The sequence below is a fragment of the Pseudomonas sp. B12(2026) genome, assembly GCF_057767015.1.
The window spans coordinates 49,247-74,268 of record NZ_CM173430.1; the positions used below are offsets into that span (position 1 = coordinate 49,247).

At 68.8% G+C, this 25,022-nt stretch carries 24 protein-coding genes; 10 read left to right on the forward strand and 14 right to left on the reverse strand.

What is annotated here, in order from left to right:
• Window positions 1-14: 14 nt before the first annotated feature.
• A complete protein-coding gene (locus AC3B6A_RS00225) occupies window positions 15-332 on the reverse strand; it encodes an antibiotic biosynthesis monooxygenase family protein (RefSeq protein ID WP_488400317.1) in 318 nt (105 codons plus the stop codon).
• Window positions 333-633: 301 nt separating this feature from the next.
• On the opposite strand from AC3B6A_RS00225, the gene AC3B6A_RS00230 reads away from it, so the two are divergent.
• On the forward strand, window positions 634-1,566 hold the full coding sequence (locus tag AC3B6A_RS00230) for an AraC family transcriptional regulator (RefSeq protein ID WP_488400318.1): 933 nt from the start codon (window positions 634-636) through the stop codon (window positions 1,564-1,566).
• Window positions 1,567-1,806: 240 nt separating this feature from the next.
• Here the strand turns inward: AC3B6A_RS00230 and gloA2 are convergent, their stop codons facing one another.
• Window positions 1,807-2,193, reverse strand: coding sequence for an SMU1112c/YaeR family gloxylase I-like metalloprotein (gloA2, locus tag AC3B6A_RS00235; protein WP_488400319.1), 387 nt, complete (start codon window positions 2,191-2,193; stop codon window positions 1,807-1,809).
• 190 nt (window positions 2,194-2,383) lie between these two features.
• Here gloA2 and AC3B6A_RS00240 point away from each other — a divergent pair, with 190 nt between their 5' ends.
• Complete coding sequence (locus AC3B6A_RS00240) at window positions 2,384-3,901, forward strand: YdgA family protein (protein WP_488400320.1); 1,518 nt, start codon at window positions 2,384-2,386, stop codon at window positions 3,899-3,901.
• A gap of 160 nt (window positions 3,902-4,061) precedes the next feature.
• Here AC3B6A_RS00240 and trpA read toward each other — a convergent pair whose 3' ends face one another.
• Together trpA and trpB are read right to left on the reverse strand one after the other, a co-directional pair.
• Window positions 4,062-4,868 (reverse strand): tryptophan synthase subunit alpha, encoded by an 807-nt coding sequence (gene trpA, locus AC3B6A_RS00245; protein WP_488400321.1) that lies wholly within the window; start codon window positions 4,866-4,868, stop codon window positions 4,062-4,064.
• Window positions 4,865-6,073, reverse strand: coding sequence for a tryptophan synthase subunit beta (gene trpB, locus AC3B6A_RS00250; RefSeq protein ID WP_488400323.1), 1,209 nt, complete (start codon window positions 6,071-6,073; stop codon window positions 4,865-4,867). The genes trpA and trpB overlap by 4 nt, the downstream gene beginning before the upstream one ends.
• 158 nt (window positions 6,074-6,231) lie before the next feature.
• Here trpB and AC3B6A_RS00255 point away from each other — a divergent pair, with 158 nt between their 5' ends.
• From AC3B6A_RS00255 to AC3B6A_RS00265, 3 genes are all read left to right on the forward strand, one after another.
• The gene (locus AC3B6A_RS00255) at window positions 6,232-7,122 is read left to right on the forward strand and encodes a LysR family transcriptional regulator (protein ID WP_488400324.1); all 891 of its coding nucleotides are present in this window, start codon (window positions 6,232-6,234) and stop codon (window positions 7,120-7,122) included.
• Window positions 7,123-7,218: 96 nt separating this feature from the next.
• A complete protein-coding gene (locus AC3B6A_RS00260; protein WP_488400325.1) occupies window positions 7,219-7,434 on the forward strand; it encodes a dodecin in 216 nt (71 codons plus the stop codon).
• A gap of 186 nt (window positions 7,435-7,620) precedes the next feature.
• Entirely contained in the window at window positions 7,621-7,815 is a 195-nt protein-coding gene (locus tag AC3B6A_RS00265) for a DUF1161 domain-containing protein (RefSeq protein ID WP_488403738.1), read from the forward strand.
• A 486-nt stretch (window positions 7,816-8,301) separates the two neighbouring features.
• On the opposite strand, the gene AC3B6A_RS00270 is transcribed toward AC3B6A_RS00265, so the two are convergent.
• Together AC3B6A_RS00270 and AC3B6A_RS00275 are read right to left on the reverse strand one after the other, a co-directional pair.
• Complete coding sequence (locus AC3B6A_RS00270; RefSeq protein ID WP_488400326.1) at window positions 8,302-8,730, reverse strand: PA0061/PA0062 family lipoprotein; 429 nt, start codon at window positions 8,728-8,730, stop codon at window positions 8,302-8,304.
• A gap of 59 nt (window positions 8,731-8,789) precedes the next feature.
• Window positions 8,790-9,206 carry a PA0061/PA0062 family lipoprotein gene (locus tag AC3B6A_RS00275; RefSeq protein ID WP_488400327.1) on the reverse strand — a complete coding sequence of 139 codons (417 nt, stop codon included), beginning with the start codon at window positions 9,204-9,206 and terminating at the stop codon, window positions 8,790-8,792.
• 68 nt (window positions 9,207-9,274) lie between these two features.
• Here AC3B6A_RS00275 and AC3B6A_RS00280 point away from each other — a divergent pair, with 68 nt between their 5' ends.
• Window positions 9,275-10,363, forward strand: coding sequence for an aminopeptidase (locus tag AC3B6A_RS00280; protein WP_488400328.1), 1,089 nt, complete (start codon window positions 9,275-9,277; stop codon window positions 10,361-10,363).
• Window positions 10,364-10,619: 256 nt separating this feature from the next.
• On the opposite strand, the gene AC3B6A_RS00285 is transcribed toward AC3B6A_RS00280, so the two are convergent.
• Window positions 10,620-12,143, reverse strand: coding sequence for a 3-hydroxyacyl-CoA dehydrogenase (locus tag AC3B6A_RS00285; RefSeq protein ID WP_488403740.1), 1,524 nt, complete (start codon window positions 12,141-12,143; stop codon window positions 10,620-10,622).
• A gap of 47 nt (window positions 12,144-12,190) precedes the next feature.
• The gene (locus tag AC3B6A_RS00290) at window positions 12,191-13,822 is read right to left on the reverse strand and encodes an AMP-binding protein (RefSeq protein ID WP_488400330.1); all 1,632 of its coding nucleotides are present in this window, start codon (window positions 13,820-13,822) and stop codon (window positions 12,191-12,193) included.
• 197 nt (window positions 13,823-14,019) lie between these two features.
• Between AC3B6A_RS00290 and AC3B6A_RS00295 the strand changes: the two genes are divergently transcribed.
• Window positions 14,020-14,805, forward strand: coding sequence for an IclR family transcriptional regulator (locus AC3B6A_RS00295; protein ID WP_488400331.1), 786 nt, complete (start codon window positions 14,020-14,022; stop codon window positions 14,803-14,805).
• Between the two features lie 521 nt (window positions 14,806-15,326).
• Here AC3B6A_RS00295 and AC3B6A_RS00300 read toward each other — a convergent pair.
• From AC3B6A_RS00300 to AC3B6A_RS00310, 3 genes are read right to left on the reverse strand one after another with little or no spacing between them, the layout of a single operon-like run.
• Window positions 15,327-16,457, reverse strand: a complete 1,131-nt coding sequence (locus tag AC3B6A_RS00300) for an acyl-CoA dehydrogenase family protein (protein ID WP_488400332.1) — start codon at window positions 16,455-16,457, stop codon at window positions 15,327-15,329.
• A 10-nt stretch (window positions 16,458-16,467) separates the two neighbouring features.
• Window positions 16,468-17,658: an acyl-CoA dehydrogenase family protein gene (locus AC3B6A_RS00305; RefSeq protein ID WP_488400333.1), complete on the reverse strand. Its 1,191-nt coding sequence runs from the start codon at window positions 17,656-17,658 to the stop codon at window positions 16,468-16,470.
• 9 nt (window positions 17,659-17,667) lie between these two features.
• Entirely contained in the window at window positions 17,668-19,761 is a 2,094-nt protein-coding gene (locus AC3B6A_RS00310) for a 3-hydroxyacyl-CoA dehydrogenase NAD-binding domain-containing protein (protein ID WP_488400335.1), read from the reverse strand.
• A gap of 287 nt (window positions 19,762-20,048) precedes the next feature.
• Here AC3B6A_RS00310 and AC3B6A_RS00315 point away from each other — a divergent pair, with 287 nt between their 5' ends.
• Window positions 20,049-20,999: an alpha/beta fold hydrolase gene (locus AC3B6A_RS00315; protein WP_488400336.1), complete on the forward strand. Its 951-nt coding sequence runs from the start codon at window positions 20,049-20,051 to the stop codon at window positions 20,997-20,999.
• Between the two features lie 2 nt (window positions 21,000-21,001).
• Here the strand turns inward: AC3B6A_RS00315 and AC3B6A_RS00320 are convergent, their stop codons facing one another.
• From AC3B6A_RS00320 to AC3B6A_RS00330, 3 genes are all read right to left on the reverse strand, one after another.
• Complete coding sequence (locus tag AC3B6A_RS00320) at window positions 21,002-21,457, reverse strand: GNAT family N-acetyltransferase (protein ID WP_488400337.1); 456 nt, start codon at window positions 21,455-21,457, stop codon at window positions 21,002-21,004.
• Window positions 21,458-21,831: 374 nt separating this feature from the next.
• Window positions 21,832-22,113, reverse strand: coding sequence for a type II toxin-antitoxin system RelE/ParE family toxin (locus tag AC3B6A_RS00325; protein ID WP_488400338.1), 282 nt, complete (start codon window positions 22,111-22,113; stop codon window positions 21,832-21,834).
• A complete protein-coding gene (locus AC3B6A_RS00330) occupies window positions 22,110-22,337 on the reverse strand; it encodes a CopG family ribbon-helix-helix protein (protein ID WP_488400339.1) in 228 nt (75 codons plus the stop codon). Before AC3B6A_RS00330 ends, AC3B6A_RS00325 begins: the two co-directional genes overlap by 4 nt.
• A 262-nt stretch (window positions 22,338-22,599) precedes the next feature.
• On the opposite strand from AC3B6A_RS00330, the gene AC3B6A_RS00335 reads away from it, so the two are divergent.
• Both AC3B6A_RS00335 and speB read left to right on the forward strand, forming a co-directional pair.
• Window positions 22,600-23,985 (forward strand): sodium:solute symporter family protein, encoded by a 1,386-nt coding sequence (locus AC3B6A_RS00335; RefSeq protein WP_488400340.1) that lies wholly within the window; start codon window positions 22,600-22,602, stop codon window positions 23,983-23,985.
• Window positions 23,986-24,012: 27 nt separating this feature from the next.
• Complete coding sequence (speB, locus tag AC3B6A_RS00340; protein WP_488400341.1) at window positions 24,013-24,969, forward strand: agmatinase; 957 nt, start codon at window positions 24,013-24,015, stop codon at window positions 24,967-24,969.
• Window positions 24,970-25,022: the final 53 nt, after the last annotated feature.

Here is a 25,022-nt window from a genome sequence, read left to right on the forward strand (position 1 = left end):
GGCACCTGAAAAGCTCAGGCCACCTTTCCGGTGGCCTGATCGAGGGTTTCCACTATGCCGCCGCCGAGGCTTCGGCAGTGGCACAAGAGCACTTCGCCGAGCAGCTGCGACGAGGGCGTGGCGAAGAAGTCCAGCAGCGCCTCCTCGTCCTTCCAGCTGCCCTGCAGCCGCCACGGCTGGCCGTCGTCCCGGGCGAGCAGCTGGATGCGCAGGCATCCCGGCGCGCGGCGGGCGCCGTCGACCAGGTTGTCGATCAAGGCGCCGAGTTCCGCCTCGTGCCCCGCCCGGGGGTGGATCTGCAATTCATGTTCGATGGGTGTTTGCCAGGGCATGTCCTGTCCTCCGCGTTAAAGGAGAAAGTGGCCCTTCGGACCACTGACAGGAAGCCTACGGGCCGGCCCGCGCGCGGCGTTATCCGGATGCTGCCGGCTTCTTGCCTGATCCTGCGCGGCCCTGTCGATCGCCGGAAAACCGCGCGTTTTTGCCCTGCACTGTGATGGTGCGCGTGTCGAACCGGGCGCAGCTTGTCCATTCCTGCCGATTGCTTGCCTGATCCTCCGGCGGCTGCCTTACTGTCACACTCGCGCACGCGCCGCGGGCGTAAGCTGCGTGCGCCGCCACCGGAGGTCCCGCATGTCCCAGTCCTACGATCCCGTCGTCGCCGGCCGCCAGGAGCTGGCCGATATCATCCAGCGCCACTGCCAGGGCGAAGGCGTCTTCGAAACCGCCATCGATTCCCTGCTGGTGGCGCGCAGCGACAGCCCCACCGCGGGGCGGATGCCGACCCTCTACCGCCCTGCCCTGTGCGTCATCGCCCAGGGCAGCAAGGACGTGCGCCTGGGCACCGAGCTGTACCGTTACGACGAGCTCAACCTGCTGGTGGTCTCGGTGACCCTGCCGGTGTCCGGGCAGGTGATCGAGGCCTCGCGGGAGAAGCCCTACCTGTCGATCCGCCTGGACATCGATCCGGGCGAGCTCACCCGGCTGATCGCCGAGGCGGGCCTCGCCGGCAGCACGCCGCGCCCGGCCAGCCGGGGCATCTACCTGCAGCGCGTGGACTGCAGCGTGCTCGACGCCCTGCTGCGGCTGATGCGCCTGCTCGATACCCCGCGCGACATCCCGATGCTGGCGCCGCTGTTCGTCCGCGAAATCCTCTACCGCCTGCTGCGTGGCCCGCAGGGGCACCTGCTGCACGACCTGGCGATGACCGACAGCCAGACCCACCGCGTCACCCGCGCCATCGAGTGGCTCAACTGCAACTTCGACAAGTCCTTGCGCATCGAGGAACTGGCGCGCGAGGTGAACCTGAGCGTGTCCACCCTGCACCACCGCTTCAAGGAGGTGACCGCGCTGAGCCCGCTGCAGTACCAGAAGCAGCTGCGCCTGCAGGAAGCGCGGCGGCTGATGCTCTCCGAAGGGCTGGAGGTGGCGGTGGCCGGGCATCGCGTGGGCTACGAGAGCCCGTCGCAGTTCAGCCGCGAATACAGCCGCCTGTTCGGCGCGCCGCCGCTGCGGGACCTGGCGAGCCTGCGCGGGGCGCTGGGGGATGCGGCGGTGCCGGCCTGATCCGGCGCCGAGGCGGCTTTTGTAGGAGAGACGGGGGCGCCTGGCCCTTGTCCGCGATGGCGTTTGCCGGTTATCGCCGGGGTTGGAGAGCGATTCGCGGACAAGGTCCGCTCCTACGGGGCTTCAGCCGGCCGCTAACCCGTAGGATGGGTGGAGCGCAGCGATACCCATGCTGTGGGCGCACCGAATCGATGGGTATCGCTGCGCTCCACGCCATCCTACAAAGGCGTCAGCCGGGACTCAGCGTTCGTAGAGCTCCAGCGGCAGGTCGTCCGGGTCGGCGAAGAAGGTGAAGCGCTTGCCGGTCAGTTCGTCCTCGCGGATCGGCTCGCAGGTCACACCATGCCGCTCCAGGTGCGCCACGGCGGCCTCCAGGTCGTCCACCGCGAACGCCAGATGGCGCAGCCCCTGGGCCTCGGGATAGGACGGCCGCGGCGGTGCGCCGGGGAAGGAGAACAGCTCCAGTTGCGTGTCGCCCAGCGCCAGGTCGAGCTTCCACGAGTCGCGCGCGGTGCGGTAGGTCTCGGCGATCACCTTCAGGCCCAGCACCTGCGTGTAGAAATGCTTCGAGCGCGGGTAGTCCGAGCAGATCAGGGCGACGTGATGGAGGCTGTGCAGCAGGGCCATGGCGTGGGCTTCCCGGGAAGGAGGAGCGCTCTATCCTGACAGCCGCGCGCGGAGGGTCAATGCTGGCGCAGTGGGACGGTTGCAGCTGACGGGCTGGAGTGATGGCGGCGCGCCTGCTAGCATCCGCCGCCCACTCCCATAAGCGGTCGACAGGACGTCCTCCGTACGGCCGCACTTGAAAGGACTCAGCATGAAAAAGACCGCCCTGGCCATCGCCATTCCCCTTGCCATCGTCGGCGCCGCCCTGGCCGGCGCCTGGTACACCGGCACCCGCGTCGAGCAGGAAGTGAACCGCGGCATCACCGAAGCCAACGAACTGTTCAAGCAGGAAGCCCCCGGCCTGGGCGCCTACCTGACCCTGGTGGACATGCGCCGTGGCCTGTTCTCCAGCACCGCGCGCTACAACCTGACCTTCGCCGGCAAGGAAGGCGAGCCGCCGCAGACCCTGGTCTTCACCGACCGCCTGGAGCACGGCCCCTTCCCGGCCTCGCGCCTGGCCGCGGGCAAGCTGGCGCCGGTCCTGGCGCAGAGCCATTTCACCCTGGAACAGAACGAGCTCACCGCCGCGCTGTTCACCGCCGCCGGCGGCAAGGCGCCGCTGTCCGGCGAGCTGACCATCCACTACGACCAGAAGCAGGAAGGCAGCGTCGAAACCGCGCCCCTGCAGTTCGCCCAGGACAGCGACAAGCTGCGCATGTCCCCGGTCAGGATGACCTTCAGCGTCTCCGGCGACAGGAAGGAGGTGAGCGCCGTGGGCAACCTCGCCGAGGTCGACCTGGACTTCACCGACGAGGCCAGCGGCCAGCCGGCGCGCGTGCAGCTGCGCGACCTGGGCATGCAGGGCGAGAAGAAGGAAAACGCCAACGGCTTCGCCCTGGGCCCCAGCTCCGCCACCATCAAGAGCCTGAACATCGCGTCGCCGGGCGCGCCGCAAGTCGAGCTGCGCGACGCCGTGGTCGAGGAGGTCCTCAAGCAGGGCGGCAAGGGCCTGGACCAGAGCCTCTCCTACCGCGTCGGCAAGGTCGTGGTGCAGGGCCAGGAAATCGGCGGCGTGAAGCTGGACCTGAGCCTGCGCAACCTCGACGAAGGCGTGCTCAAGACCTTCAAGGAGTCCTACAACAGGATGGCCCTGGACAGCCTGGAAAGCACCGAGCTGACCCCGCAGCAGGAAGAGGAGCTCAAGCGCCTCGGCCTGGCCCTGCTGGAAGGCTCGCCGGTGCTGTCGCTGGACGAGCTGTCGCTGCAGACCAGCCATGGCGTGGCCAGGGCTTCCCTGTCGGTCGACCTGCGCAAGCCCGATGCCGCCGCGGCCACGCCTGACGAGCTGGCCCGCAGCGTCCTGGCCGCGCTCAAGGCCGACCTGAAGGTGGACAAGGCGGTGATCGGCGACATCGTCGCCCTGCAGGGCTCGCTGGGTGGCGAAGCGGCGGGCAGCGTCGATCCGGTGGCGCTCAAGCAGCAGTCCGACGCCATGGTCGACCTGTTCAGCGGCATGGCCCTGCAATCGGAATGGGCCGTGCTCGACGGCAACACCCTGACCAGCTCGCTGGCCTACGCCAACGACCAGGTGAAGTTCAACGGCAAGGACATGAGCGTGCCGGAATTCATGGCCTTCGCCATGGGCTCCGCACAAGGCCTGGGCCTGGCTGGCGGCGACGCCGCGGTGGAAGGCGAAGCGGAAGACGCGCAGGAGGAAGCGCTGGAATAAGCCTCGCCTGAAACGAAAAAAGCCCGGCGAATGCCGGGCTTTTTCGTGGGTGCGGACTTTGTAGGAGCGAGCTTGCTCGCGAACCTGCCCGGCATCGGAGCAGCCGGATAACGCTGTTCGCGAGCAAGCTCGCTCCTACGAAAAGCGCGAAAAGCGGTCCTCAGCGGGCGTTGCGCACGCCTTCGGCCAGTTCGCGGCACAGGCCGAGCACGCCCTGCACCGCGTCGGCGGAGCTTTCCGCGTTGGCGATCTTGTCCACCAGCGCCGAGCCCACCACCACGCCGTCGGCCAGGCGGGCGATGCTCGCCGCGTGTTCCGGGGTGCGGATGCCGAAGCCGATGGCCACTGGCAGGTCGGTGTGGCGGCGCAGGCGCGCCACGGCCTGTTCGACGTGTTCCAGGGTCGCAGCTCCCGCGCCGGTCACGCCGGCCACCGAGACGTAGTAGACGAAGCCCGAGCTGCCATCGAGCACGGTCGGCAGGCGCTGGTCGTCGGTGGTCGGGGTGGTCAGGCGGATGAAGTCCAGGCCGGCGGCCTGGGCCGGGTCGCAGAGGTCTTCGTTGTGCTCCGGCGGCAGGTCGACGACGATCAGGCCGTCGACGCCGGCCTCCTTGGCGTCGGCGATGAACTTCGCCACGCCGTAGTAGTGGATCGGGTTGAAGTAGCCCATCAGCACCAGCGGCGTGGTGCTGTCGCCCTGGCGGAATTCGCGGACCATCTTCAGCGTCTTCACCAGGTTCTGGCCGTTGCCCAGGGCGCGGATGTTGGCCAGCTGGATCGCCGGGCCGTCGGCCATCGGGTCGGTGAACGGCATGCCCAGCTCGATCACGTCGGCGCCGGCCGCCGGCAGGCCCTTGAGGATGTCCAGCGAGGTCGAGTAGCCCGGGTCGCCGGCGGTGATGAAGGTCACCAGGGCGGCGCGGTTCTGCTGCTTGAGTTCGGCGAAGCGGGTCTGCAGGCGGCTCATGCTTGCGGCTCCTGTTGCATGTGGTGCATGACGGTCTGCATGTCCTTGTCGCCACGACCGGACAGGTTCACCACCATGATGTGATCCTTGGGCAGGTTCGGCGCGCGCTTGAAGACTTCGGCCAGCGCGTGGGAGGACTCCAGCGCGGGGATGATGCCTTCCAGGCGGCAGCAGGTGTGGAAGGCCTGCAGCGCCTCGTGGTCGGTGATCGAGGTGTATTCGACGCGGCCGATATCGTGCAGCCATGCGTGTTCCGGGCCGATGCCGGGGTAGTCCAGGCCGGCGGAGATGGAGTGCGCGTCGATGATCTGGCCGTCCTCGTCCTGCAGCAGGAAGGTGCGGTTGCCGTGCAGCACGCCCGGCACGCCGCCGTTCAGGCTGGCCGCGTGCTTGCCGGTCTCGATGCCGTGGCCGGCGGCTTCGACGCCGACGATCTTGACGCTGGCGTCATCGAGGAACGGGTGGAACAGGCCCATGGCGTTGGAGCCGCCGCCGATGCAGGCGACCAGCGAGTCGGGCAGGCGCCCTTCCTTCTCGGCCAGCTGCTCGCGGGTTTCCTTGCCGATGACGGCCTGGAAGTCGCGGACCATCGCCGGGTACGGGTGCGGGCCGGCCACGGTGCCGATCAGGTAGAAGGTGCTGTCGACGTTGGTCACCCAGTCGCGCAGGGCTTCGTTCATCGCATCCTTCAGGGTGCCGGTGCCGGCGGTGACCGGGATCACCTCGGCGCCGAGCAGCTTCATGCGGAACACGTTGGCCTGCTGGCGATCGATGTCGGTGGTGCCCATGTAGATCACGCACTGCAGGCCGAAGCGCGCAGCCACGGTGGCGGTGGCCACGCCGTGCATGCCGGCGCCGGTCTCGGCGATGATGCGTTGCTTGCCCATGCGCCGGGCCAGGAGGATCTGGCCGATGCAGTTGTTGATCTTGTGCGCGCCGGTGTGGTTCAGCTCTTCGCGCTTCAAGTAGATCTTCGCGCCGCCGCAGTGCTCGGTCAGGCGCTCGGCGAAGTACAGCGGGCTCGGGCGGCCGACGTAGTCGCGCTGGAAGTAGGCCAGTTCCTTCTGGAACTGCGGATCGTCCTTGGCCTTCTCGTACTCGCGGGCCAGGTCGTGGATCAGCGGCATCAGGGTTTCGGCGACGTACTGGCCGCCGAAGCTGCCGAACAGGCCCTTGGCGTCGGGACCGGTGCGCAGTGTGGACATGGGAAGGCTCCTTTGGGGATGTGGCATGGGAGCGCCCTGCGGGCGCTTTCGCGGATGGGATCCGCTCCTGCAAGTGGCCTCAGGATACGGCTGCGGGGCGGGCGGGAAAAGCGATAAGATCGCCACGACCTGTCAGGAAAACTCACGGATCGACCGCCATGCCCCGAGACCTTCCGCCGCTCAATGCCCTGCGCGCCTTCGAGGCCGCCGCCCGTCTGCGCGGCGTGAGCCCGGCGGCGGACGAGCTGAACGTCACCCACGGCGCGGTGAGCCGGCAGCTCCGCCTGCTGGAGGAGGAACTGGGCGTCACCCTGTTCGTCAAGGACGGGCGCGGCGTAAAACTCACCGATGCCGGCCAGCGCCTGAGCGAGGTCGCCAGCGACTCCTTCGAGCGCCTGCGCAACGTCTGCGCCGAGCTGCGCCGCCAGGCCGGCGGCAACGCGCCCTTCGTGCTCGGCTGCCCGGGCAGCCTGCTCGCGCGCTGGTTCATTCCCCGCCTGGACCGGCTGAACCGTGACCTGCCCGGCCTGCGCCTGCAACTGTCGGCCAGCGAAGGCGAGATCGACCCGCGCCGCGCCGGCCTCGACGCCACCCTGCACTTCGCCGAGCCGCCGTGGCCGGCGGACATGCAGGTGCACGAGCTGGCGGTGGAGCGCGTCGGCCCGGTGCTCAGCCCGCGCTATGCGCGCTTCGCCGAACTCTGCGCGGCGCCCGCCAGCGCCCTGCTCGGCGAGGCGCTGCTGTACACCACCTCGCGCCCGCAGGCCTGGCCGGCCTGGGCGACCAACAGCGGCCTGGACGCCGGCGCGTTGCAGCTCGGGCAGGGTTTCGAGCACCTCTACTACCTGCTGGAGGCGGCGGTGGCCGGCCTGGGCGTGGCCATCGCGCCGCAGCAGGTGGTCGCCGACGACCTCGCCGCCGGCCGCCTGGCCGCACCCTGGGGCTTCGTCGAGACCCGCGCGCGGCTGGCGCTGTGGGTGCCCGCGCGCCTGCCGGACCGCCGTGCCACGCTGCTGGCGGAGTGGCTGCGGGGCGAGCTGGAAGGCTGAGCCGAGCGATCGCCGCGGGCGCGTTTGCCCTGCGCCCACCCCTCTACTAGTGTCCTAGGAAGGCGCCGGCAGAGCGGCGAACAGAGGAGAGTGGGCATGTCGAACCATCACACCTACAAGAAGATCGAGCTGGTGGGTTCCTCCCGCACCAGCATCGAGGACGCCATCAACAATGCCCTGGCCGAGGCGGCCAGGAGCATCAAGCACCTGGACTGGTTCGAGGTGCTGGAAACCCGCGGGCACATCGAGAACGGCGCGGTCGGCCACTACCAGGTGACCATCAAGGTCGGCTTCCGCATCGCTGACAGCTGAGGGCCGTCCGGCCCCGGCCTTTTTCATGGCTTGCCGCCTCGGGGGAAAGCCCTTGCCCGCCGGCCGGGCACTCTGTCGCCGCCCGGTGGTCCACCGTCAGGACAGGGTGCCCCGCGCGGGGATATGACGAGGATGGCTATGACACTGAAATGGGCCGTGGCGACAGGCGTGGCGCTGCTGCTGGCAATGCCGGCGAGCTGGGCGGTGCCCAAGTCGTGCGAGGAGCTCAAGGCCGAGATCGAGACCAAGATCCAGGCCGCCGGGGTGACCTCCTACACCCTGGAGATCGTGGACAAGTCCGAGGTGAAGGACCCGAACATGGTGGTCGGCACCTGCGACGGCGGGAAGCGGCGGATCATCTACCAGAAGAACGACAGCTGACGAAGGCCCTTGCGCCGATCAAAGGGCGGATAACGCGCGGCGTTATCCGCCGTGATGGGTATCGCTTCGCTCCACGCCATCCTACGAAGAGCGATCCTTCAGCTCCGGCTCTGCCTGTCACACCGAAACATCCGGCGCGCGCAGAGTCCCGTCAGGAGGCCGAGTGGAGGTATTGCGCAGAGGGGCGAGCGGCATGGATGCCGCGAGAGGCGTAAAGGGCCAGGGACGGCCCTTGTACGCCGACCCTCGGAGCAATACCGGAGCGAGGGAAGTCTGAGCGCAGCGAAGACCCGGATGTCGGGACGGGCCCTTTTGGTTCCTTTTGGGGCCCCAAAAGGGACTCGCCCGGGAGGGCGAAACCAAATCTCCCAGCACACGCCGAAGCGGCGCAGAAACACCCAACACGAAAGCGGCAGATAACGCCACGCACCAGTCAGTGCCTTACGCAGCCGCTCTACCCTTCAAGAGTTCCAGCCCCTCAGCCCCTCAGAACAACCCACACCTCACCGGCCCCTGGAAATCCGTCCGCGCCACCAGCGTCCCGTTGGCATCAGTCAGCAACGCCAGCGCGCTACGCAACTGCGGCCGCAACTCCAGGCGGTAGCGCTGGCCAGCGGCGAAATCGTCGTAGATCACCTTGACCCGGCAGGTCAGCTCCATGGGTTCGATCAGCCCGCCCATGCCGCCGCCGCTCCCGGAAACCTCGTACTGGAAGCGCACCAGCAGCTCGTTGCGCCCCGGCGGCACCTGGAAGAAGCGGCCGTCGTCGACCCGCTTGCCGTTCAGGCGCTCGGCCATCACGGTCCTGCCGGCCGCGGTGTAGAGATCGACCCAGGCCATCTGCGGATCGTGGGCGGGCAGCGGGCCGGCGCAGCCGCCCAGCAGGGCGAGCGCGAAGAGGAGACACAGGCGCATGGCGGTTTACCGAGGCGAAGGACCTGGCCCACAGCATAACCCTGCGCCGCTCAGGGCGCTCAGGCGCGATCGCAACCGCGCTCGCGGCCCCGCGCGATTTCGTTGGATTGCGCGTCGTACAGCCGGGCCCAGGGACGGAAGCCGATGCTGCCGGTCTCCAGCCGGTAGCGCTGGCCGGCGGCGAAGTCCTTGTACTTCACCGTCAGCTCGCAATCGCGCCACAGGGCCTCGTCCACCGGACCGATATCCACCGGCTCGACCTCGAACTGGAAGCGCACGCGCAGTTCGTGCTGCCCCGGATCGACCTCGAAGTAGCGTGAGCTGGGCCAGTCCCGGTCGTCCACCTGGAGGGCGGCGAGGTCGCTTTTGCCGTTGGTGTCCAGGTCGATCCATGCGCGGTTCGGGTCGGGTTGTGGCATCAGCAGGGAGCAGCCGCTCAGGGCGAGCAGGCTGATGGCAGTGAGAGCGGCGCGCATCGGGGGGAACTCCTGGGTCGGTTGCGTCGTGCCAGCGGGCGGACCGGGCGCTGTGCTATGTTCCGCGCATGCCCTTCCGCCTTCTTGTCCCGACACTCGACCGCCGCCTGTGCCGCTGGGTTCCCTGCCTGGCGATCTGGGCGCTGAGCGGTTGTTCCTCGGTGGGTTACTACGGGCAGTTGGCCGACGGACAGTTGCGCCTGCTGGCCGCCCGCGAACCGGTGGCCGAGGTGGTCGCCGACCCCTCCCGCGATCCCGAACTGCGCCGGCGCCTGGAGCTGTCCCAGCAGGCGCGCGCCTTCGCCGTCAGCGAACTGGGCCTGCCGGACAACCGCAGCTACCGCCTCTACGCGGATATCCACAGGCCCAGCGTGGTGTGGAACGTCTTCGCCACCCCGGAGCTGTCGCTGCGGCCGCTGACCCACTGCTTCCCCGTCGCCGGCTGCGTGGCCTACCGCGGCTACTACGGCGAGGCGGGCGCCCAGGCCGAGGCGGGGCGCCTGCAGGCGCAGGGGCTGGACGTGTACGTCGGCGGCGTGGAGGCCTACTCGACCCTCGGCTGGTTCGACGACCCGATCCTCAGCAGCATGCTGCGCTGGGGCGACCAGCGCCTGGCCGAGACGATCTTCCACGAGCTGGCGCACCAGAAGTTCTACCTGCCGGGCGACACCGCCTTCAACGAATCCTTCGCCTCCTTCGTCGAAGCCGAGGGCGGCCGCCGCTGGCGCGCCGCGCGCGACCTGCCGGACGAGGCGCCGCAGCTGGCCGAGCAGCGCACGCGCTTCACCCAGCTGGTGCTCGACACCCGCGAACGCCTGGACAGGCTCTACGCCAGCCCGCGCAGCGACGCCGAAAAGCGCGCCGGCAAGGCGGCCGAGTTCGAGCGCCTGCGCCGCGAGTACCGCGAGCTGTGCGACCGCGACTGGGGCGGCAAGGCGCCCTTCGACGCCTGGGTCAAGGGCCCGCTGAACAACGCCAAGCTGCTGCCCTTCGGCCTCTATGACCAGTGGGTGCCCGCCTTTGCCGCGCTGTTCGCCCAGGTCGGCGGCAACTGGCCGGCGTTCTATGCGCGGGTGGAGAAGCTCGGCGCGCTGCCGCCGGCCGGGCGCACGGCGGCGCTGGAAGCCCTGGCGGCCGGACAGCGCATGGCCTTCTAGCGTTCGCTTGCCCGCTGCGGGCCTGGTCATCGATGGGTATCGCTCCACGCCATCCTACGGCGATGAAGTCACCCGCCGGCGCTCACTCCGCCCGATCCGGGCTGTGCAGCGGCAGATCGAGCTGCACGCGGCGGCGGTGCCCCGCTTTCGTAGGATGGGTGGAGCTTGCGATACCCATCGGCGTTGCTCGCACGGTCATCGATGGGTATCGCTTCGCTCCACGCCATCCTGCGGCGATGAAGTCACCCGCAGGCGTTCACTCCGCCCGGTCCGGGCTGTGCAGCGGCAGGTCGAGCTGCACGCGGCGGCGCAGCCAGGGGCTTGGCCGGTAGCGCGCCTCGCCGTAGCAGGCCTGCAGGCCCTGGAGGATGGTGAGGATGCGCGCCGCGCCGTAGTGCTCGCCGAAGGCCAGCGGGCCGAACGGGTAGCCCAGCGCCAGTTGCACCGCGCGGTCCAGCGTCACCGGGCTGGCGATGCCGCGCTGGGCGATTTCGCAGCCCAGGTTGACGATGCTGGCGACCACCCGCTGGCTGATGAAGCCGGGCGAATCGTTGATCACCTCCACCGGCACGCCGTCGCTGCCCAGCGCCTGCCGGGCCTGGGCCTCCAGTTTCGGGTCGAGGGCCGGCTGGCGCATCAGCACGCGGCGGCGGTCCAGGTCGGTGAAGGTCTCCAGCGCCAGGCTGCGTTCGGGCGGCAGGCCGAGGGCGTCGATGCAGGTGCTGGCGTCCCCGCCCAGCGGAGTGACCAGGCAGATGGCGCGGGACGACGGCGCTTCGCTGGTTTCCAGCACCACGCCGCCCAGGGTGAGGATCGCGGCGATGCGGTGGCGCAGCTCCGGGTCCTGGCTATCGAGCCAGTACGGGCGGTTCAGCAATATCGGTTCCGGCTGCGCCTGCGGCTCGGCCAGCGGCTGGCCGTCGCGGTAGCGGTAGAAGCCCTCGCCGCTCTTGCGCCCGAGCAGGCCGCCGGCGACGCGCTGCGCGGCCAGCGCCGAGGGGGTGTAGCGCGGGTCCTGGTAGAACTGCTGGTAGAGCGACTCCATCACCGCGTGGGAGATATCCAGGCCGGTGAGGTCGAACAGCTCGAACGGGCCCATGCGGAAGCCCGGGCCGTCGCGCAGGATGCGGTCGATCTGCGCCGGCGTGGCGATGCCTTCGCCGAGGATGCGCAGGGCCTCGGTGCCGAAGGCGCGGCCGGCGTGGTTGACGATGAAGCCGGGGCTGTCCGGCGACACCGCCGGGAAATGCCCGGCGCGCTCGGCCAGCCGGCACAGGCGCTGGATCACCGCGTCGTCGCTGCGCTGGCCGCGCACCACCTCGACGATGCGCATCAGCGGCACCGGGTTGAAGAAGTGGAAGCCGGCGACCCGCTGTGGGTGCTGGCAGCGCGCGGCGATGCGGGTGACCGACAGCGACGAGGTGTTGCTCGCCAGCACCGCGTCCGGCGCCACGCGCTTCTCCAGCTCGGCGAGCAGCGCCTGCTTGGCGCCGAGGTCCTCGACGATGGCTTCGATCAGCAGGTCGCAGTCGGCCAGCTCGTCCAGGCTGTGGGCCGGCAGCAGGCGCTGCATGGTCGCGGCGAGCGCGTCGGGGCTGAGCTTGCCCTTGGCCACCGAACGTTCCAGCAGCTCGCGGTTGAAGGCCAGCGCCTGCTCCACGGTCTGCGCGTTGCTGTCGTAGAGGCGCACCGGCAGGCCGGCCGTGGCGAACAACTGGGCGATGCCACGGCCCATGGCGCCGGCGCCGATCACGCCGATGCGGGTGAAGGACTCGGTCATGCTGCGGGTCTCGTCGTGCGAACCTGCTTCAACCATAGACGCTGCGCTCATGCGGTGGTTCTCCTGGCCAGTTCCAGGTCGCGCAACTGGCGGCGCAGCAGCTTGCCGACGCTGCTCCTGGGCAGCTCGTCGAGCACCTCGACGAAGCTCGGCACCTTGTAGCCGGTGAGGTGCTCGCGGCAGTGGGCGATGATCGCCGCCGGCTCCAGTGCGGCGTCGCGCAGGCTGACGAACAGCTTCACCGCCTCGCCCTTGCGCTCGTCCGGCACGCCGATGACGACGCACTCGCGCACGCCGGGGTGGCGCATCACCGCGTCTTCCACTTCGTTGGGGAACACGTTGAAGCCCGAGACGAGGATCATGTCCTTCTTGCGGTCGACGATCTTCAGCATGCCGTCGGCGTCCAGCTCGGCGATGTCGCCGGTCTTCAGCCAGCCGTCGTCGGTGAGCACCTGGGCGCTCTCCTCCGGGCGCTGCCAGTAGCCCTGCATCACCTGCGGGCCGCGCAGCCACAGCTCGCCGGGCCGGTCGGGGCCGGTGTCGTTGCCCTCCTCGTCCACGGTGCGCAGCTCGGTGTCCACCAGCGCCTGGCCGACGTAGCCCTCGCGGTAGGGACTCTGCAGCGTGCCGGTGGAGACCACCGGCGAGGCCTCGGTGAGGCCGAAGCCTTCGCGCACCGGGGCGCCGGTCAGTTCTTCCCAGCGCCGGCCGACCTCGCGGTTCAGCGGCGCGCCGCCGGAGGTCACCCACTTCAGGTGGCTGAAGTCGATGGCGGCGAAATCCGGGTGGTTCATCAGGCTGACGAACAGGGTGTTGATCCCGCTCATCAGGGTGAAGGGGTAGCGGCGCATGGCGCCGAGGATTTCCTCCAGGTTGCGCCCGTCGCGGATGAACACGGTGTGCAGGCCCATGCCCACCGAGGACAGGCAGTTCGTGGCGAAGGCCATGATGTGGTAGAGCGGCAGCGGCGCGATGCGCACGTCGCTGGCCGGCTCCAGCAGGCCCGGGCGCATGAACAGCTCCAGGGTCTGGATGACGTTGGCGAGCAGGCAGCGGTGGCTGAGCATCGCGCCCTTGGAGACGCCCGTGGTGCCGCCGGTGTATTGCAGCAGCGCGAGGCGCTCCAGGCCCGGCACGCTGTCCACCGGCGGCGCCTCGGCGCCCAGGCGCAGGGCCTGCTGGAAGCGCGTGCAATCGCTTTCGTCACTGTCGAACCGCGGGCGTTCGATGTCGTCCACCGAGGTCAGCAGGACCTGCCGCACCGCGGTCTGCCCCTGCACGCCGCGCAGCAGCGGCAGCAGGCGGTCGAGCAGCAGCACGGCGCTGGCGCCGGAGTCGGCCAGCTGGTGGCGCAGCTCGCCGGCGGTGTACTGCGGGTTGGTGTTGACCAGCACCACGCCGGCCTTCAGCGCGCCGAAGGTGGCGATGGGGTACTGCAGGGAATTGGGCAGCATCAACGCCAGGCGCTCGCCCGGTTGCAGGCCGGCGTGGTGGCGCAGGTAGCGGGCGAAGGCGTCGGCCTGGCGCTCCAGTTCGGCGAAGCTCAGCCGGCTGTCGCCGCAGGAGAAGGCGAGGCGTTCGGGGAACTCGCGGCAGGCGTCGCGCAGCAGGTCGTGGAGGTTCTGGTAGCCGTGTCGGGCGATCTCGCGGGCCACATGACCGGTCGGGTTGGCAGGCATCGACTTCTCCGTACTTTTTCTCTGAGCTTTGAATTGTTGTTCTGCACAGCGAAACAAGATATCGAAATCGATGGTATGCGATAGGCTATCCCCACGCAACGGGCATACCCGGACCGCTGCGGGCGCAGGTGCCGATCTGCTATCGTTCGCCCGCGCCGCACGCGGCGTCCGTCAACCCGATTCCCCGCCGAGGCCCCATGAGCGACGACGTCGAAGACAGCAGCAACCCCAAGGACCGCAAGTTCGTCGAGGCCCTCGCCCGCGGGCTGGACGTGCTGCGTGCCTTCACCCACGGCTCGGTGGTGCTCGGCAACCAGGAAATCGCGCGGATCACCGGCCTGCCCAAGCCGACCGTGTCGCGCATGACCTACACCCTGACCAAGCTCGGCTACCTCTGCTACTCGCAGCAGCACGAGAAGTACCAGCTGGATTCCGGCGTGCTGGCGCTGGGTTACGCGTACGTTTCCAACCTGCGCGTGCGCCAGCTGGCCAAGCCGTACATGGACGCCTTCGCCCGCCGCACCAACACCACGGTCGGCCTGACCTGCCGCGACTGGCTGTCGATGATCTACGTGGAGAATTGCCGGCCGCCGGAGGCGACGTCCCTGCGCATGGACGCCGGTGTGCGCCTGCCGCTGGCGACCACCGCCGCCGGCCGCGCCTACCTGGCGGCGACCCCGGAGCAGGAGCGTGAGCACCTGCTGTCGGCGTTGCAGGCGCGCCATGAGGGCGACTGGGGCGCGATGCGCGCGTCGCTGGAGGCGTCCTTCGAGGAGTACCGCGAGCATGGGTTCTGCCTGTCGCTGGGCGACTGGGACCGCAATGTGCGCGCGGCTGGCGTGCCGTTGCGCCTGGCGGACGGCGGGCTGATGGCGCTGACCTGCGGCGCGCCGTCGTTCCAGCTCAGCGAGGAGACCCTGCGCGGGTCGCTGGCCCATGAGCTGGAGATGCTGGCGCGGGATATCGAGAGTCTCGGGGCCTGACCTGCCCCGCCCCTTGCGCTGAAGAATCGCAGACGGAGTTACGGCTTTTCGTAGGAGCGGAGCTTCTCCGCGATGCTTTTGCTCTTCGTAGGATGGATAACGCTAGGCGTTATCCATCGTTCTTTGTGATCGGTGTTTCTGCGCCGCTTCGGCGTGCGCTGAGACTTCTTGTTTCGCCCCCTTGGGCGACCCACTTTGGCAAACGACCCAAAGTGGGCAAAGGTCTGTGCCCCTGCATCCGGCCCCGGCTTCGCCGGGGTTCCCTCGCTCCATCGGAGTTTCAGGGGCACGCGCTGACGGGCCATCCCTGGCCCGACAGCGCTCTCGCGACATCCATGTCGCTCAACCCCTGAAACTCCGATTCCACTCGGCCTCCTGAAGGGGCGCTCCGGTGCGCGCGGAGGTTTCTCTGGAAGTCGTTTTCTTTTGTAGCGAGCTTGCTCGCGAACCGCCCAGCGTCGGAGCCGCCGGTGAATCCGTTCGCGAGCAAGCTCGCTCCTACAAGGGGAAGGCGGTGCGTCTCACGCCACCTCCATCAACCCCGCATACACCTTCAGGTGATGATCATCGTCACCCAGCTGGTGGCTGAGCATCACCAGCCGCTTGGCGTGGTGCGCCAGCACGTATTCCCAGGTCATGCCGATGCCGCCGTGCAGCTGGATCGCCTGCTCGGCGACGAAGCGCGCGGCGCGGGTGACGATGAACTTGGCCGCCGCCAGGGTGCGGCTGCGCTCGGCGCTGTCGGGCTGGTCGGCGACGCAGGCGGCGAGGATCGCCATGCTGGTGGCCTGCTCCAGCTCGCTGCGCATGTCCACCATGCGGTGTTGCAGCACCTGGAACTTGCCGATCGGGATGCCGAACTGCTTGCGCGTCTTCAGGTAATCGAGGGTCAGCGCGCAGGCTTCCTGCAGGCTGCCGAGGGCCTCGGCGCACTGCGCGGCGATGGCGCGGCCCTGTTGATAACGCAGCGCCGGCAGCGCATCGCCCGGCGCGCCGAGGGCTTCGCCGAGTGCCCCGTCGAGGAACAGCTCGCAGGCGCGCTGGCCGTCCACCGTCGGATAGTCGCGGCGGCTGACGCCGGGCTGCTGCGGATCGATGAGGAACAGGCCGATGCCCGCCTCGTCCCGCGCATTGCCGGACACGCGCGCCGACACCAGGATCGCCGTGGCGCTCTGCCCGCCGATCACTACCGCCTTGCGCCCGCTCAGCTTCCAGCCGTCGGCGCCCTGCTCCGCGCGGGTCTGCACATCGTGCAGCTGGTAATGGCTCTGCGGCTCTTCCAGCGCGACGGCCAGTTGCGCTTCGCCGCTGGCGATGCGCGGCAGCCAGTGCTCCTTCTGCGCTTCGCTGCCCAGCTGGGCGATCAGGCCGCCGCCGTGCACCACCGATTGCAGGTAGGGCTCCAGGCACAGGCCGCGGCCCAGTTCGGTGAGCACCAGCATGCTCTCCACGCCGCCGCCGAAGCCGCCGTAGGCTTCCGGCAGCGACACCGCGGTCAGCCCCAGCGCGCCGAGCTGGCGCCAGAAGTCGGCGCTGTAGCCCAGTTCGGACCGGCTGAAGCCCTCGCGCCTGTCGAACGGGTATTCGTCGCGGACCAGGCGGGCCGCGGTGTCCTGCAGCATCTGCTGCTCTTCGCTCAGTTTGAAGTCCATGGCCCTGGCCTCACAGTTCGAGAATCATCTTCGAGACGATGTTCTTCTGGATTTCGTTGGAGCCGCCGAAGATCGACAGCTTGCGCAGGTTGAAGTACTGGCTGGCCGGCGCCGCCGCGTAGTCGGCGTGCAGCGCCTCGCTGCCCAGCTCGAACTCCTCCTCGATGAAGGGCAGCGCGTAGGGGCCGAGGACCTTGCGCAGCAGGTGGCTGATCGCCTGGCGGATCTCTGTGCCCTTGACCTTCAGGATCGAGCTTTCCGCCCCCGGCACGCCGCCTTCGCGGGCGGCGGCGAGGATGCGCAGGGTGCTCATCTCGATGGCCATCAGCTGCATTTCCACCTCCGCCACCTGGGCGCGGAACAGCGGGTCTTCGAGCATCGGCCGGCCGTCGCACAGCTCGCGCCTGGCCACGCGCTTGAGATGCGCGAGCACCGCCTTGGACGCGCCGATGCCGGCCAGGCCCGTACGCTCGTAGGTGAGCAGGTACTTGGCGCAGGTCCAGCCTTCGTTCTCGCGGCCCACCAGGTTTTCCACCGGCACGCGCACGTTGTCGAAGAACACTTCGTTGACCTCGTGCTCGCCGTCCAGGGTGATGATCGGGCGCACGGTGATGCCGGGGGATTTCATGTCGATCAGCAGGAAGCTGATGCCGCGCTGCTGCTGCGCCTCGGGGTCGGTGCGCACCAGGCAGAAGATCCAGTCGGCGTGCTGGCCGAGGGTGGTCCAGGTCTTCTGGCCGTTCACCACGTAATGCTCGCCGTCGCGCACGGCGCGGGTCTTCAGGCTAGCGAGGTCGGAGCCGGCGCCCGGTTCGGAGTAGCCCTGGCACCACCAGTCGGTGCCGTCGAGGATGCGCGGCAGGTAGTGCGCCTGCTGCTTGGGCGTGCCGAACCTGATGATCACCGGGGCGACCATGTTGACGCCGAAGGGGATGGTGCGCGGCGCGCCGAAGGCGGCGCACTCCTCTTCGAAGATGTGCTTCTGCACGGCGTTCCAGCCGGTGCCGCCGTACTCCTCCGGCCAGTGCGTGGCGTACCAGCCCTGCTCGCTGAGCACGCGCTGCCAACGCTGGTGGTCCTGTTTGTTGAGGTGCTTGCCCAGGCGCACCTTGGCGGCGATGTCCTTGGGCAGCTTGGTGTCGAGGAAGGCGCGCACGTCATCGCGGAACGCCAGTTCGTCGGGGGTGAAATGGATATCCATGGCGGGTCCTCAGAGATCGGCGAAGCGGCGGCCTTCGGCCACCAGGCGTTCGAGCAGCGGCGCGGGTTGCCACCAGGCGCCGAGGCGCTGGTGGAACTCGCGGATTCGTTCGAGCACGTGCGTAAGGCCGACGCTGTCGGCATGGAACAGCGGGCCGCCGCGCCAGGCCGGGAAGCCGTAGCCGTTGAGGAAGATCACGTCGACGTCGCTGGCGCGCTGGGCGATGCCCTCGTCGAGGATGTTGGCGGCCTCGTTGATCAGCGCGAACACGCAGCGCTCGACGATTTCCTCGTCAGTCACCGGCGCGCGGGTGATGCCGCGTTCGGCGGCGGCCTGTTCGAGCATGGCCGGCAGCGCCGGGTTGTCCTGCGGGGCGCGGCCGCCTTCGCCGTAGTGGTAGAAGCCGGTGCCGGTCTTCTGTCCGAGCATGCCGGCGGCGATCAGGTGGTCGAGCACGCGCGGCAGGGTCTGCCCGGGTTTCAGGTTCGGCCGCTGGCGCGAGCGGATCGCGTGGCTGATGTCCAGGCCGGACAGGTCGCGCACCGCCAGCGGCCCCATGGCCATGCCGAAGGCGCGCAGCGCGCGGTCCACCTGCGCGGGCGTGGCGCCCTCCTCCAGCAGGAATTCGGCCTGGCGGCCGTAGGGGAAGATCATCCGGTTGCCGACGAAGCCGTCGCACACGCCGACCACCACCGCGACCTTCTTCAGGCGCTTGCCCAGTTGCATGGCGGTGGCCAGCACGTCGTCGGCGGTGGCCTTGCCGCGCACCACTTCGAGCAGGCGCATGACGTTGGCCGGGCTGAAGAAGTGCAGGCCGACCACGTCCTGCGGGCGCCGGGTGAAAGCGGCGATTTCGTCGAGGTCCAGCGAGGAGGTGTTGCTGGCGAGGATCGCGCCGGGCTTGCAGGCGGCGTCCAGTTGCTCGAACACCTGGCGCTTCACCTCCAGGCTTTCGAACACCGCTTCGACCACCAGGTCCACGTCGCCCAGCGCGGCGTAGTCGAGCACGCCGTCGATCAGGCCCATGCGCTGCTCCATTTCCGCGGCGCTCAGGCTGCCGCGCGCCACGCTGGTGGCGTACAGGCTGCGAGCGCGGTCGAGGCCGCGTTGCAGGGCTTCTTCGTTCACTTCCAGCAGCTTCACCGGGATGCCGGCGTTGGCGAAGCACAGGACGATGCCGACGCCCATGGTGCCGCCGCCGATGACGGCGGCGCTGCGCACCTCGCGCGGCCGGGTGTCGGGCGTGAGCCCCTCCACCTTGGCCGCGTCGCGCTCGGCGAAGAAGGCGTGGATCAGCGCCGCGCGCTGGGGCGATTCCATGCATTGCAGGAAGAGTTCGCGCTCGCGGACCAGGCCGTCGCGCAGCGGCAGTCGGGTGGCGGCTTCCACGGCGTCGATGCAGCGCTGTGGGGAGAACTGGCCGGGCAGGCGCTTCTGCACTTCGCCGCGCTTGTGGGCGATCAGCTCGGCGAGGCCGCTGGCCTGCACGCGCTCGTTGCGCTCGCCGGTGCGGCGCGGGCCCTTGCCGTCCGCCAGCAGGCGCTGGGCGAAGGCGAGGCCGGCTACGCTGAGATCGTCGTCGAACAGTTCGTCGACGATCTGGTTTTCCAGCGCGTCGGCGGCGTGGATCGGCGCGCCGCCGACGATCATGTCCAGGGCCTTCTCGACACCGGCCAGGCGCGGCAGGCGCTGGGTGCCGCCGGCGCCGGGCAGCAGGCCGAGCTTCACTTCCGGCAGGCCGACCTGGGCGTCGCGGCGGGCGATGCGGTAATGGCAGGCCAGCGCGACTTCCAGCCCGCCACCCAGGGCGGTGCCGTGGATCACGGCGACGCTGGGCTTGCTGGCGCCTTCGATGAGGTCGACCACTTCGGGCAGGGACGGCGCCTGCGGCGGCTTGCCGAATTCACGGATATCGGCGCCGGCCATGAAGGTGCGCCCGGCACAGACCAGCACCACCGCGCGCACCCGGGGATCGGCCTCGGCCTGCTGGAAGGCCTTGCTCAGCCCGTCGCGGACGGCATGTCCGAGGGCGTTCACCGGTGGGTTGTCGACCGTCACCAGGGCAATCTCGCCCCGGCGTTCGAGTTGTACCGCTTCTGACATGCTGTGCTCCGCTATTTAGTTGTTTTAACGGAATGCTGTTTCGCTGTGCAGAATACGATGAGGGTTTTTGCTTGTCGAGTAGGATGAGGAATCGCTTTTCGTAGGAGCGAGCTTGCTCGCGAACGGCCTGTCGTCGGGTGCCAGGCATGGTTCGCGAGCAAGCTCGCTCCTACAGGGGTGCTTTGGCGGGACACCGGAAAGAGCGCGACATTCGCCCGGTGAATGCGGTTCGGCCCGCGCGCCAGGCTTGGCATAGTGAATCCCACCCCCTTACGGAAGGCCGCGCCATGAACGAGTTCGAACACCAGTTGCTGGCGGTCAACGGCATCCAGCTCAGCCTGTACAGCTGCGGGCCGGCGCAGGGCAAGCCGGTGTGGCTGCTGCACGGCTTCCCTGAATGCTGGCATTCCTGGCAGCACCAGATGCGCGCCCTCGCCGCCGCCGGCTACCGGGTGTTCGCCCCGGAGATGCGCGGCTATGGCCAGAGCAGCGCGCCGCAGGCGGTGGACGCCTATGACGTGCTGACCCTCTGCGCGGATATCCAGGGCGCGATGGACGCCCTTGGCCATGGGCGCGTGGCGATGGTCGGCCACGACTGGGGCGCGCCGGTGGCCTGGCACCTGGCGCTGCTGGAGCCGCGGCGGGTGGAGGTGCTGGCGACGCTGTCGGTGCCCTTCGCCGGCCGCGCCAGGCGCCCCGCGGTGGAGATCATGCGCGAGGTGTTCGCCGGTCGGTTCTTCTACATCCTCTACTTCCAGCAGCCCGGCCGCGCCGAGGCCGAGCTGGACGCGGACATCGCCCTGAGCCTGCGGCACTTCCTCGGCGACAACGTGCACCTGGCGCCGGACCAGTCTCCGGACGGCCGCCTGTTCGACGGCCTGCCTCCGCCGCCGGAGCATCCGGGCTGGTGCAGCGCCGAGGACTTCCAGTGGTACCTGCGCACCTTCGCCGGACGCGGTTTCCACGGCGCGCTGAACTGGTACCGCAACTTCGAACGCAGCTGGCAGCGCACCGAGCCGCTGGCCGGGCGCAAGGTCGGCCAGCCGACGCTATTCCTGATCGGCGACCGCGACCCGGTCGGGCGCTTCGAGGCCTATACCCTGCAGCGCATGCCCGAGCATGTGCCGAACCTGGAGCAGCACGTGCTGGAGAACTGCGGCCACTGGATCCAGAACCAGCAGCCGCAGCGGGTCAACACGCTGCTGGGCGACTTCCTCGCGCGCCACTATCCGGCCTGAACTCAGGCCGGGCGGCGCATGCCGATGTGCGGGATGTCGTCTTCCAGGTAGACCTCGGTCACCGGCGTGAAGCCGTAGCGGCCGTAGTAGCCCTGCAGGTGCGCCTGCGCCGAGAGGTAGATCGGCAGCCCCGGCCAGCGCTGGGCGATGGCCTTCAGCGCGTGCCCCATCAGTTCGTGGCCCAGGCCCTGGCCGCGCCCTGCCGGGGCGATCACCACGCGGCCGATGACCACGTCGCCGTCATGGCGCTGCGGGTCCAGCAGGCGCAGGTAGCCGAGCAGCCGGCCGTCCTCTTCCACCATCAGGTGGCAGGTGTCGCCGATGAGGTCGAGGCCATCGACTTCCTGATAGGGGCATTTCTGCTCGACCACGAAGACTTCGGTACGCAGGCTCAGGATGGCGTAGAGCTCTTCCTTGCTCAGGTCGCGGTGGTGCTTGCAGGTCCAGTTCCGGGCCATGGTGGGTGCTCCTGTCGATGGGGCCGCCATGTTAGCGCGGCGTTCGGACAGGCGCCCGGGTGCGCAGGCGCAGGCGGTCGAAGGGGCAGCGCCTCCGTGGCGCCTTGAACTCGGCAGGTGCCGCCCGAAGCGCTTTCGAAAATATCCCGCAAAAAACGGAAAAACCCGGCCAAGGCCGGGTTTTTCGTTGCCTGGAAAACCTCAGTCGCCGCTCGCGGTTTATGACTGATATTCCTCTATTCGTTTTCATTTTGTTCTTTTATTTATTAGTTGATCTAAGAGTGACCAATTCCTTGATTCATGCCAATTTGATTGCTTTTTAATCAAACCAGAAAGTCAATACTTTGAAACATCTTGTAACCGTGTGGCCACTTTTACCCCAGGTTATCCACACGGTCGATGCGCAAAATCTGTACAGAACGCCCCTTTACCCGGTAGGCGGCCTGGTACGGCCAGCGCTCGACCGGCAATTCCCTGACGCCCGGCACCTCGCTGGGCATGCCGCTGCTGCTCAGGTCGAGGTTCGCCAGCGGGCGGACCTGCTCGACGATGTCCTGGATGGCGCGCAGTGCCTTCTCCGGGCCGATCAGCACGACGTAGTGGTCGTAGATGGCGTCTAGGTCGGCGGCCGCCTTGTGCGTCCACTGCAGGCTCATGCCAGGCCCCACTTGGCTTCGATGGCGGCGTGCTCCAGCAGGAGGCCGGCGTTGGCGTCCGCCACCCCTTCATCGATGGCCGCCACGTGCCAGCTCTGGCGTTCCAGGTACTGCGCCAGGGCCTGGCGCAGGTGGTACGGCCTGTCCCGGTGAGTGGCGCGGGCCAGCTGGTCGAGGGCCTCGACGAGGGTGTCATCGGCGCGGAATGAGATGACGGTGGTCACTTTTCGTACAGTTCCGTTTACGCTGTATACAGTGTTTACAACGATAACATAGGTATACGAATCAAGCACTTGGCGATGGCGAAGATTTTTCCGGCAGGCGCTGGGGAAGGGCGCCCGGGGCCTGGCCGGCGCGGGCTGCGCCGCCACTTTCGCCGCAGCGAAACTTGGCTTCCGGCTTCGAGGATTTGCGGCCGCGGCAGGGCGGATCAGGCTTGCGGGGCGACGGCCTGAATCCCACACAACAACAACAGGAGCCCCCGCGATGCTGTTCGATTACCTGATCATGCTGGTCTACGCCCTGGGCATGCTCGCCCTGGGCTGGTACGGAATGCGCAAGGCGCGCAACCAGAACGACTTCCTTGTCGCCGGCCGGCGCCTGGGGCCCGGCCTGTACCTGGGCACCATGGCCGCCGTGGTGCTCGGCGGCGCCTCGACCATCGGCACGGTGAAGCTCGGCTACCTCTACGGGCTGTCCGGCCTGTGGCTGGTGTTCATGCTGGGCCTGGGGATCATCGTCCTCAGCCTGGTGTTCTCGCGGCAGATCGCGAAACTGAAGGTCTACACCGTCACGCAGATCCTCGAGCAGCGCTACCAGGCGTCCTCGCGGCTGATCGGCGGCATCGTGATGGTCGCCTACGACCTGATGGTGGCGGTCACCGCGACCATCGCCATCGGCTCGGTGACCGAAGTGGTCTTCGACATCCCGCGCATCCCCGCGATCCTCTGCGGCGGCGGCATCGTCATCGTCTACTCGGTGATCGGCGGCATGTGGTCGCTGACCCTCACCGACATCATCCAGTTCGTGATCAAGACCCTCGGCATCTTCGCCGTGCTGCTGCCGCTGTCGATCAAGGAGGCGGGCGGCCTGTCGCGCATGCAGGAAGTGCTGCCGGCGGGCTTCTTCGACCTCGGCCACATCGGCCTGGACACCATCCTCACCTACTTCCTGCTGTACTTCTTCGGCGCGCTGATCGGCCAGGACATCTGGCAGCGGGTGTTCACCGCGCGCAGCGAAAAGGTGGTGCGCTACGCCGGCCTCGGCGCCGGGGTCTACTGCATGCTCTACGGCCTGGCCTGCGCGCTGATCGGCGCCGCCGCCCACGTGCTGATCCCGAACCTCGCGGTGCCGGAGAACGCCTACGCCGAGATCACCCGCCAGGTGCTCGCCCCGGGCCTGCGCGGGCTGGTGGTGGCGGCGGCGTTGTCGGCCATCATGTCCACCGCCTCGGGCTGCCTGCTGGCCGCCGCCACCGTGCTGCAGGAGGACGTCTACGCGCGCTTCCTGCGCCCCGGCGCGCCCAACGGCCTGCGCGAGAGCCGCCTGTTCACCCTGCTGATGGGCGTGGTGATGCTGGTCCTGGCGTGCCTGGTGAACGACGTCATCGGCGCCCTGAGCATCGCCTACAACCTGCTGGTCGGCGGCCTGCTGGTGCCCATCCTCGGCGCGCTGCTGTGGCGCCGCGCCTCGGCCCGCGGGGCGATCGCCAGCATCCTGGTCGGCAGCCTGGTGGTGATCCTGTTCATGTTCATCGACGGCATCCTCGCCAACACGCCGATCGCCTATGGCCTGCTCGCCAGCCTGGTCACCTTCGTGGTGGTCAGCCTGGCCGGCGAACCCGCCGCCAGCCTGCAGGCGCAGGCCGACTGAACCCCTTCCCCCATCAGGAGACGCCCCATGCCCCACGATTTCCCGCAACCGATGGACGCCGCCGAGATTCCCCGCTTCGCCGGCATCCCCAGCTTCATGCGCCTGCCGATCTTCGAGGACCCGGCGCAGGTCGACATCGCCCTGGTCGGCGTGCCCTGGGACGGCGGCACCACCAACCGCGCCGGCGCCCGCCACGGCCCGCGCGAGGTGCGCAACCAGTCGAGCCTGATGCGCAAGGTGCACCACGTCAGCCGCATCGCGCCCTACGACCTGCTGCGCGTCGGCGACATCGGCGATACCCCGGTGAACCCCATCGACCTGCTCGACTCGCTCAAGCGCATCGAGGGCTTCTACCGGCGCATCCATGCCTCCGGCGCGGTGCCGCTGTCGGTCGGCGGCGACCACCTGGTGACCCTGCCGATCTTCCGCGCCCTGGCCGCCGAGCGGCCCATCGGCATGGTCCACTTCGACGCCCACTCCGACACCAACGACCGCTACTTCGGCGACAACCCCTACACCCACGGCACGCCGTTCCGCCGCGCCATCGAGGAGGGCCTGCTGGATCCGAAACGCACCGTGCAGATCGGCATCCGCGGCTCGATCTACTCGGCCGATGACGATGCCTTCGCCCGCGAATGCGGCATCCGCGTGATCCACATGGAAGAGTTCGCCGACCTCGGCGTCGAGGCGACGCTCGCCGAGGTGCGCCGGGTGGTGGGGCAGGCGCCGACCTACGTCACCTTCGACGTCGACGTGCTCGACCCGGCCTTCGCCCCCGGCACCGGCACGCCGGAAATCGGCGGCATGACCACGCTGCAGGCGCAGCACATGATCCGTGGCCTGCAGGGGCTGAACCTGGTCGGCGCCGACGTGGTGGAAGTCTCGCCGCCGTTCGACCAGGGCGGGGCGACCGCGCTGGTGGGCGCCACCATGATGTTCGAGCTGCTCTGCATCCTGGCCGATTCGCTGGCCGCGCGCCGCTGACCACCCCGGGGGTTCACGCGGCGGCGCCCGCGGGGCTATAACGAAAGGCCTGC

Excerpts from the sequence above, each read along its gene's own strand:
- AC3B6A_RS00310 (WP_488400335.1), bottom strand. The coding sequence starts at position 19,761 with ATGTCAGAAGCGGTACAACTCGAACGCCGGGGCGAGATTGCCCTGGTG.
- AC3B6A_RS00280 (WP_488400328.1), top strand. The coding sequence starts at position 9,275 with ATGCCCTTCCGCCTTCTTGTCCCGACACTCGACCGCCGCCTGTGCCGC.
- AC3B6A_RS00305 (WP_488400333.1), bottom strand. The coding sequence starts at position 17,658 with ATGGATATCCATTTCACCCCCGACGAACTGGCGTTCCGCGATGACGTG.
- AC3B6A_RS00270 (WP_488400326.1), bottom strand. The coding sequence starts at position 8,730 with ATGCGCCTGTGTCTCCTCTTCGCGCTCGCCCTGCTGGGCGGCTGCGCC.
- AC3B6A_RS00225 (WP_488400317.1), bottom strand. The coding sequence starts at position 332 with ATGCCCTGGCAAACACCCATCGAACATGAATTGCAGATCCACCCCCGG.
- AC3B6A_RS00300 (WP_488400332.1), bottom strand. The coding sequence starts at position 16,457 with ATGGACTTCAAACTGAGCGAAGAGCAGCAGATGCTGCAGGACACCGCG.
- AC3B6A_RS00290 (WP_488400330.1), bottom strand. The coding sequence starts at position 13,822 with ATGCCTGCCAACCCGACCGGTCATGTGGCCCGCGAGATCGCCCGACAC.
- AC3B6A_RS00255 (WP_488400324.1), top strand. The coding sequence starts at position 6,232 with ATGCCCCGAGACCTTCCGCCGCTCAATGCCCTGCGCGCCTTCGAGGCC.
- AC3B6A_RS00265 (WP_488403738.1), top strand. The coding sequence starts at position 7,621 with ATGCCGGCGAGCTGGGCGGTGCCCAAGTCGTGCGAGGAGCTCAAGGCC.
- AC3B6A_RS00275 (WP_488400327.1), bottom strand. The coding sequence starts at position 9,206 with ATGCGCGCCGCTCTCACTGCCATCAGCCTGCTCGCCCTGAGCGGCTGC.
- AC3B6A_RS00315 (WP_488400336.1), top strand. The coding sequence starts at position 20,049 with ATGAACGAGTTCGAACACCAGTTGCTGGCGGTCAACGGCATCCAGCTC.
- AC3B6A_RS00260 (WP_488400325.1), top strand. The coding sequence starts at position 7,219 with ATGTCGAACCATCACACCTACAAGAAGATCGAGCTGGTGGGTTCCTCC.
- trpB (WP_488400323.1), bottom strand. The coding sequence starts at position 6,073 with ATGTCCACACTGCGCACCGGTCCCGACGCCAAGGGCCTGTTCGGCAGC.
- AC3B6A_RS00240 (WP_488400320.1), top strand. The coding sequence starts at position 2,384 with ATGAAAAAGACCGCCCTGGCCATCGCCATTCCCCTTGCCATCGTCGGC.
- trpA (WP_488400321.1), bottom strand. The coding sequence starts at position 4,868 with ATGAGCCGCCTGCAGACCCGCTTCGCCGAACTCAAGCAGCAGAACCGC.
- AC3B6A_RS00325 (WP_488400338.1), bottom strand. The coding sequence starts at position 22,113 with ATGAGCCTGCAGTGGACGCACAAGGCGGCCGCCGACCTAGACGCCATC.
- AC3B6A_RS00230 (WP_488400318.1), top strand. The coding sequence starts at position 634 with ATGTCCCAGTCCTACGATCCCGTCGTCGCCGGCCGCCAGGAGCTGGCC.
- AC3B6A_RS00285 (WP_488403740.1), bottom strand. The coding sequence starts at position 12,143 with ATGACCGAGTCCTTCACCCGCATCGGCGTGATCGGCGCCGGCGCCATG.
- AC3B6A_RS00295 (WP_488400331.1), top strand. The coding sequence starts at position 14,020 with ATGAGCGACGACGTCGAAGACAGCAGCAACCCCAAGGACCGCAAGTTC.
- AC3B6A_RS00320 (WP_488400337.1), bottom strand. The coding sequence starts at position 21,457 with ATGGCCCGGAACTGGACCTGCAAGCACCACCGCGACCTGAGCAAGGAA.
- gloA2 (WP_488400319.1), bottom strand. The coding sequence starts at position 2,193 with ATGGCCCTGCTGCACAGCCTCCATCACGTCGCCCTGATCTGCTCGGAC.
- speB (WP_488400341.1), top strand. The coding sequence starts at position 24,013 with ATGCCCCACGATTTCCCGCAACCGATGGACGCCGCCGAGATTCCCCGC.
- AC3B6A_RS00335 (WP_488400340.1), top strand. The coding sequence starts at position 22,600 with ATGCTGTTCGATTACCTGATCATGCTGGTCTACGCCCTGGGCATGCTC.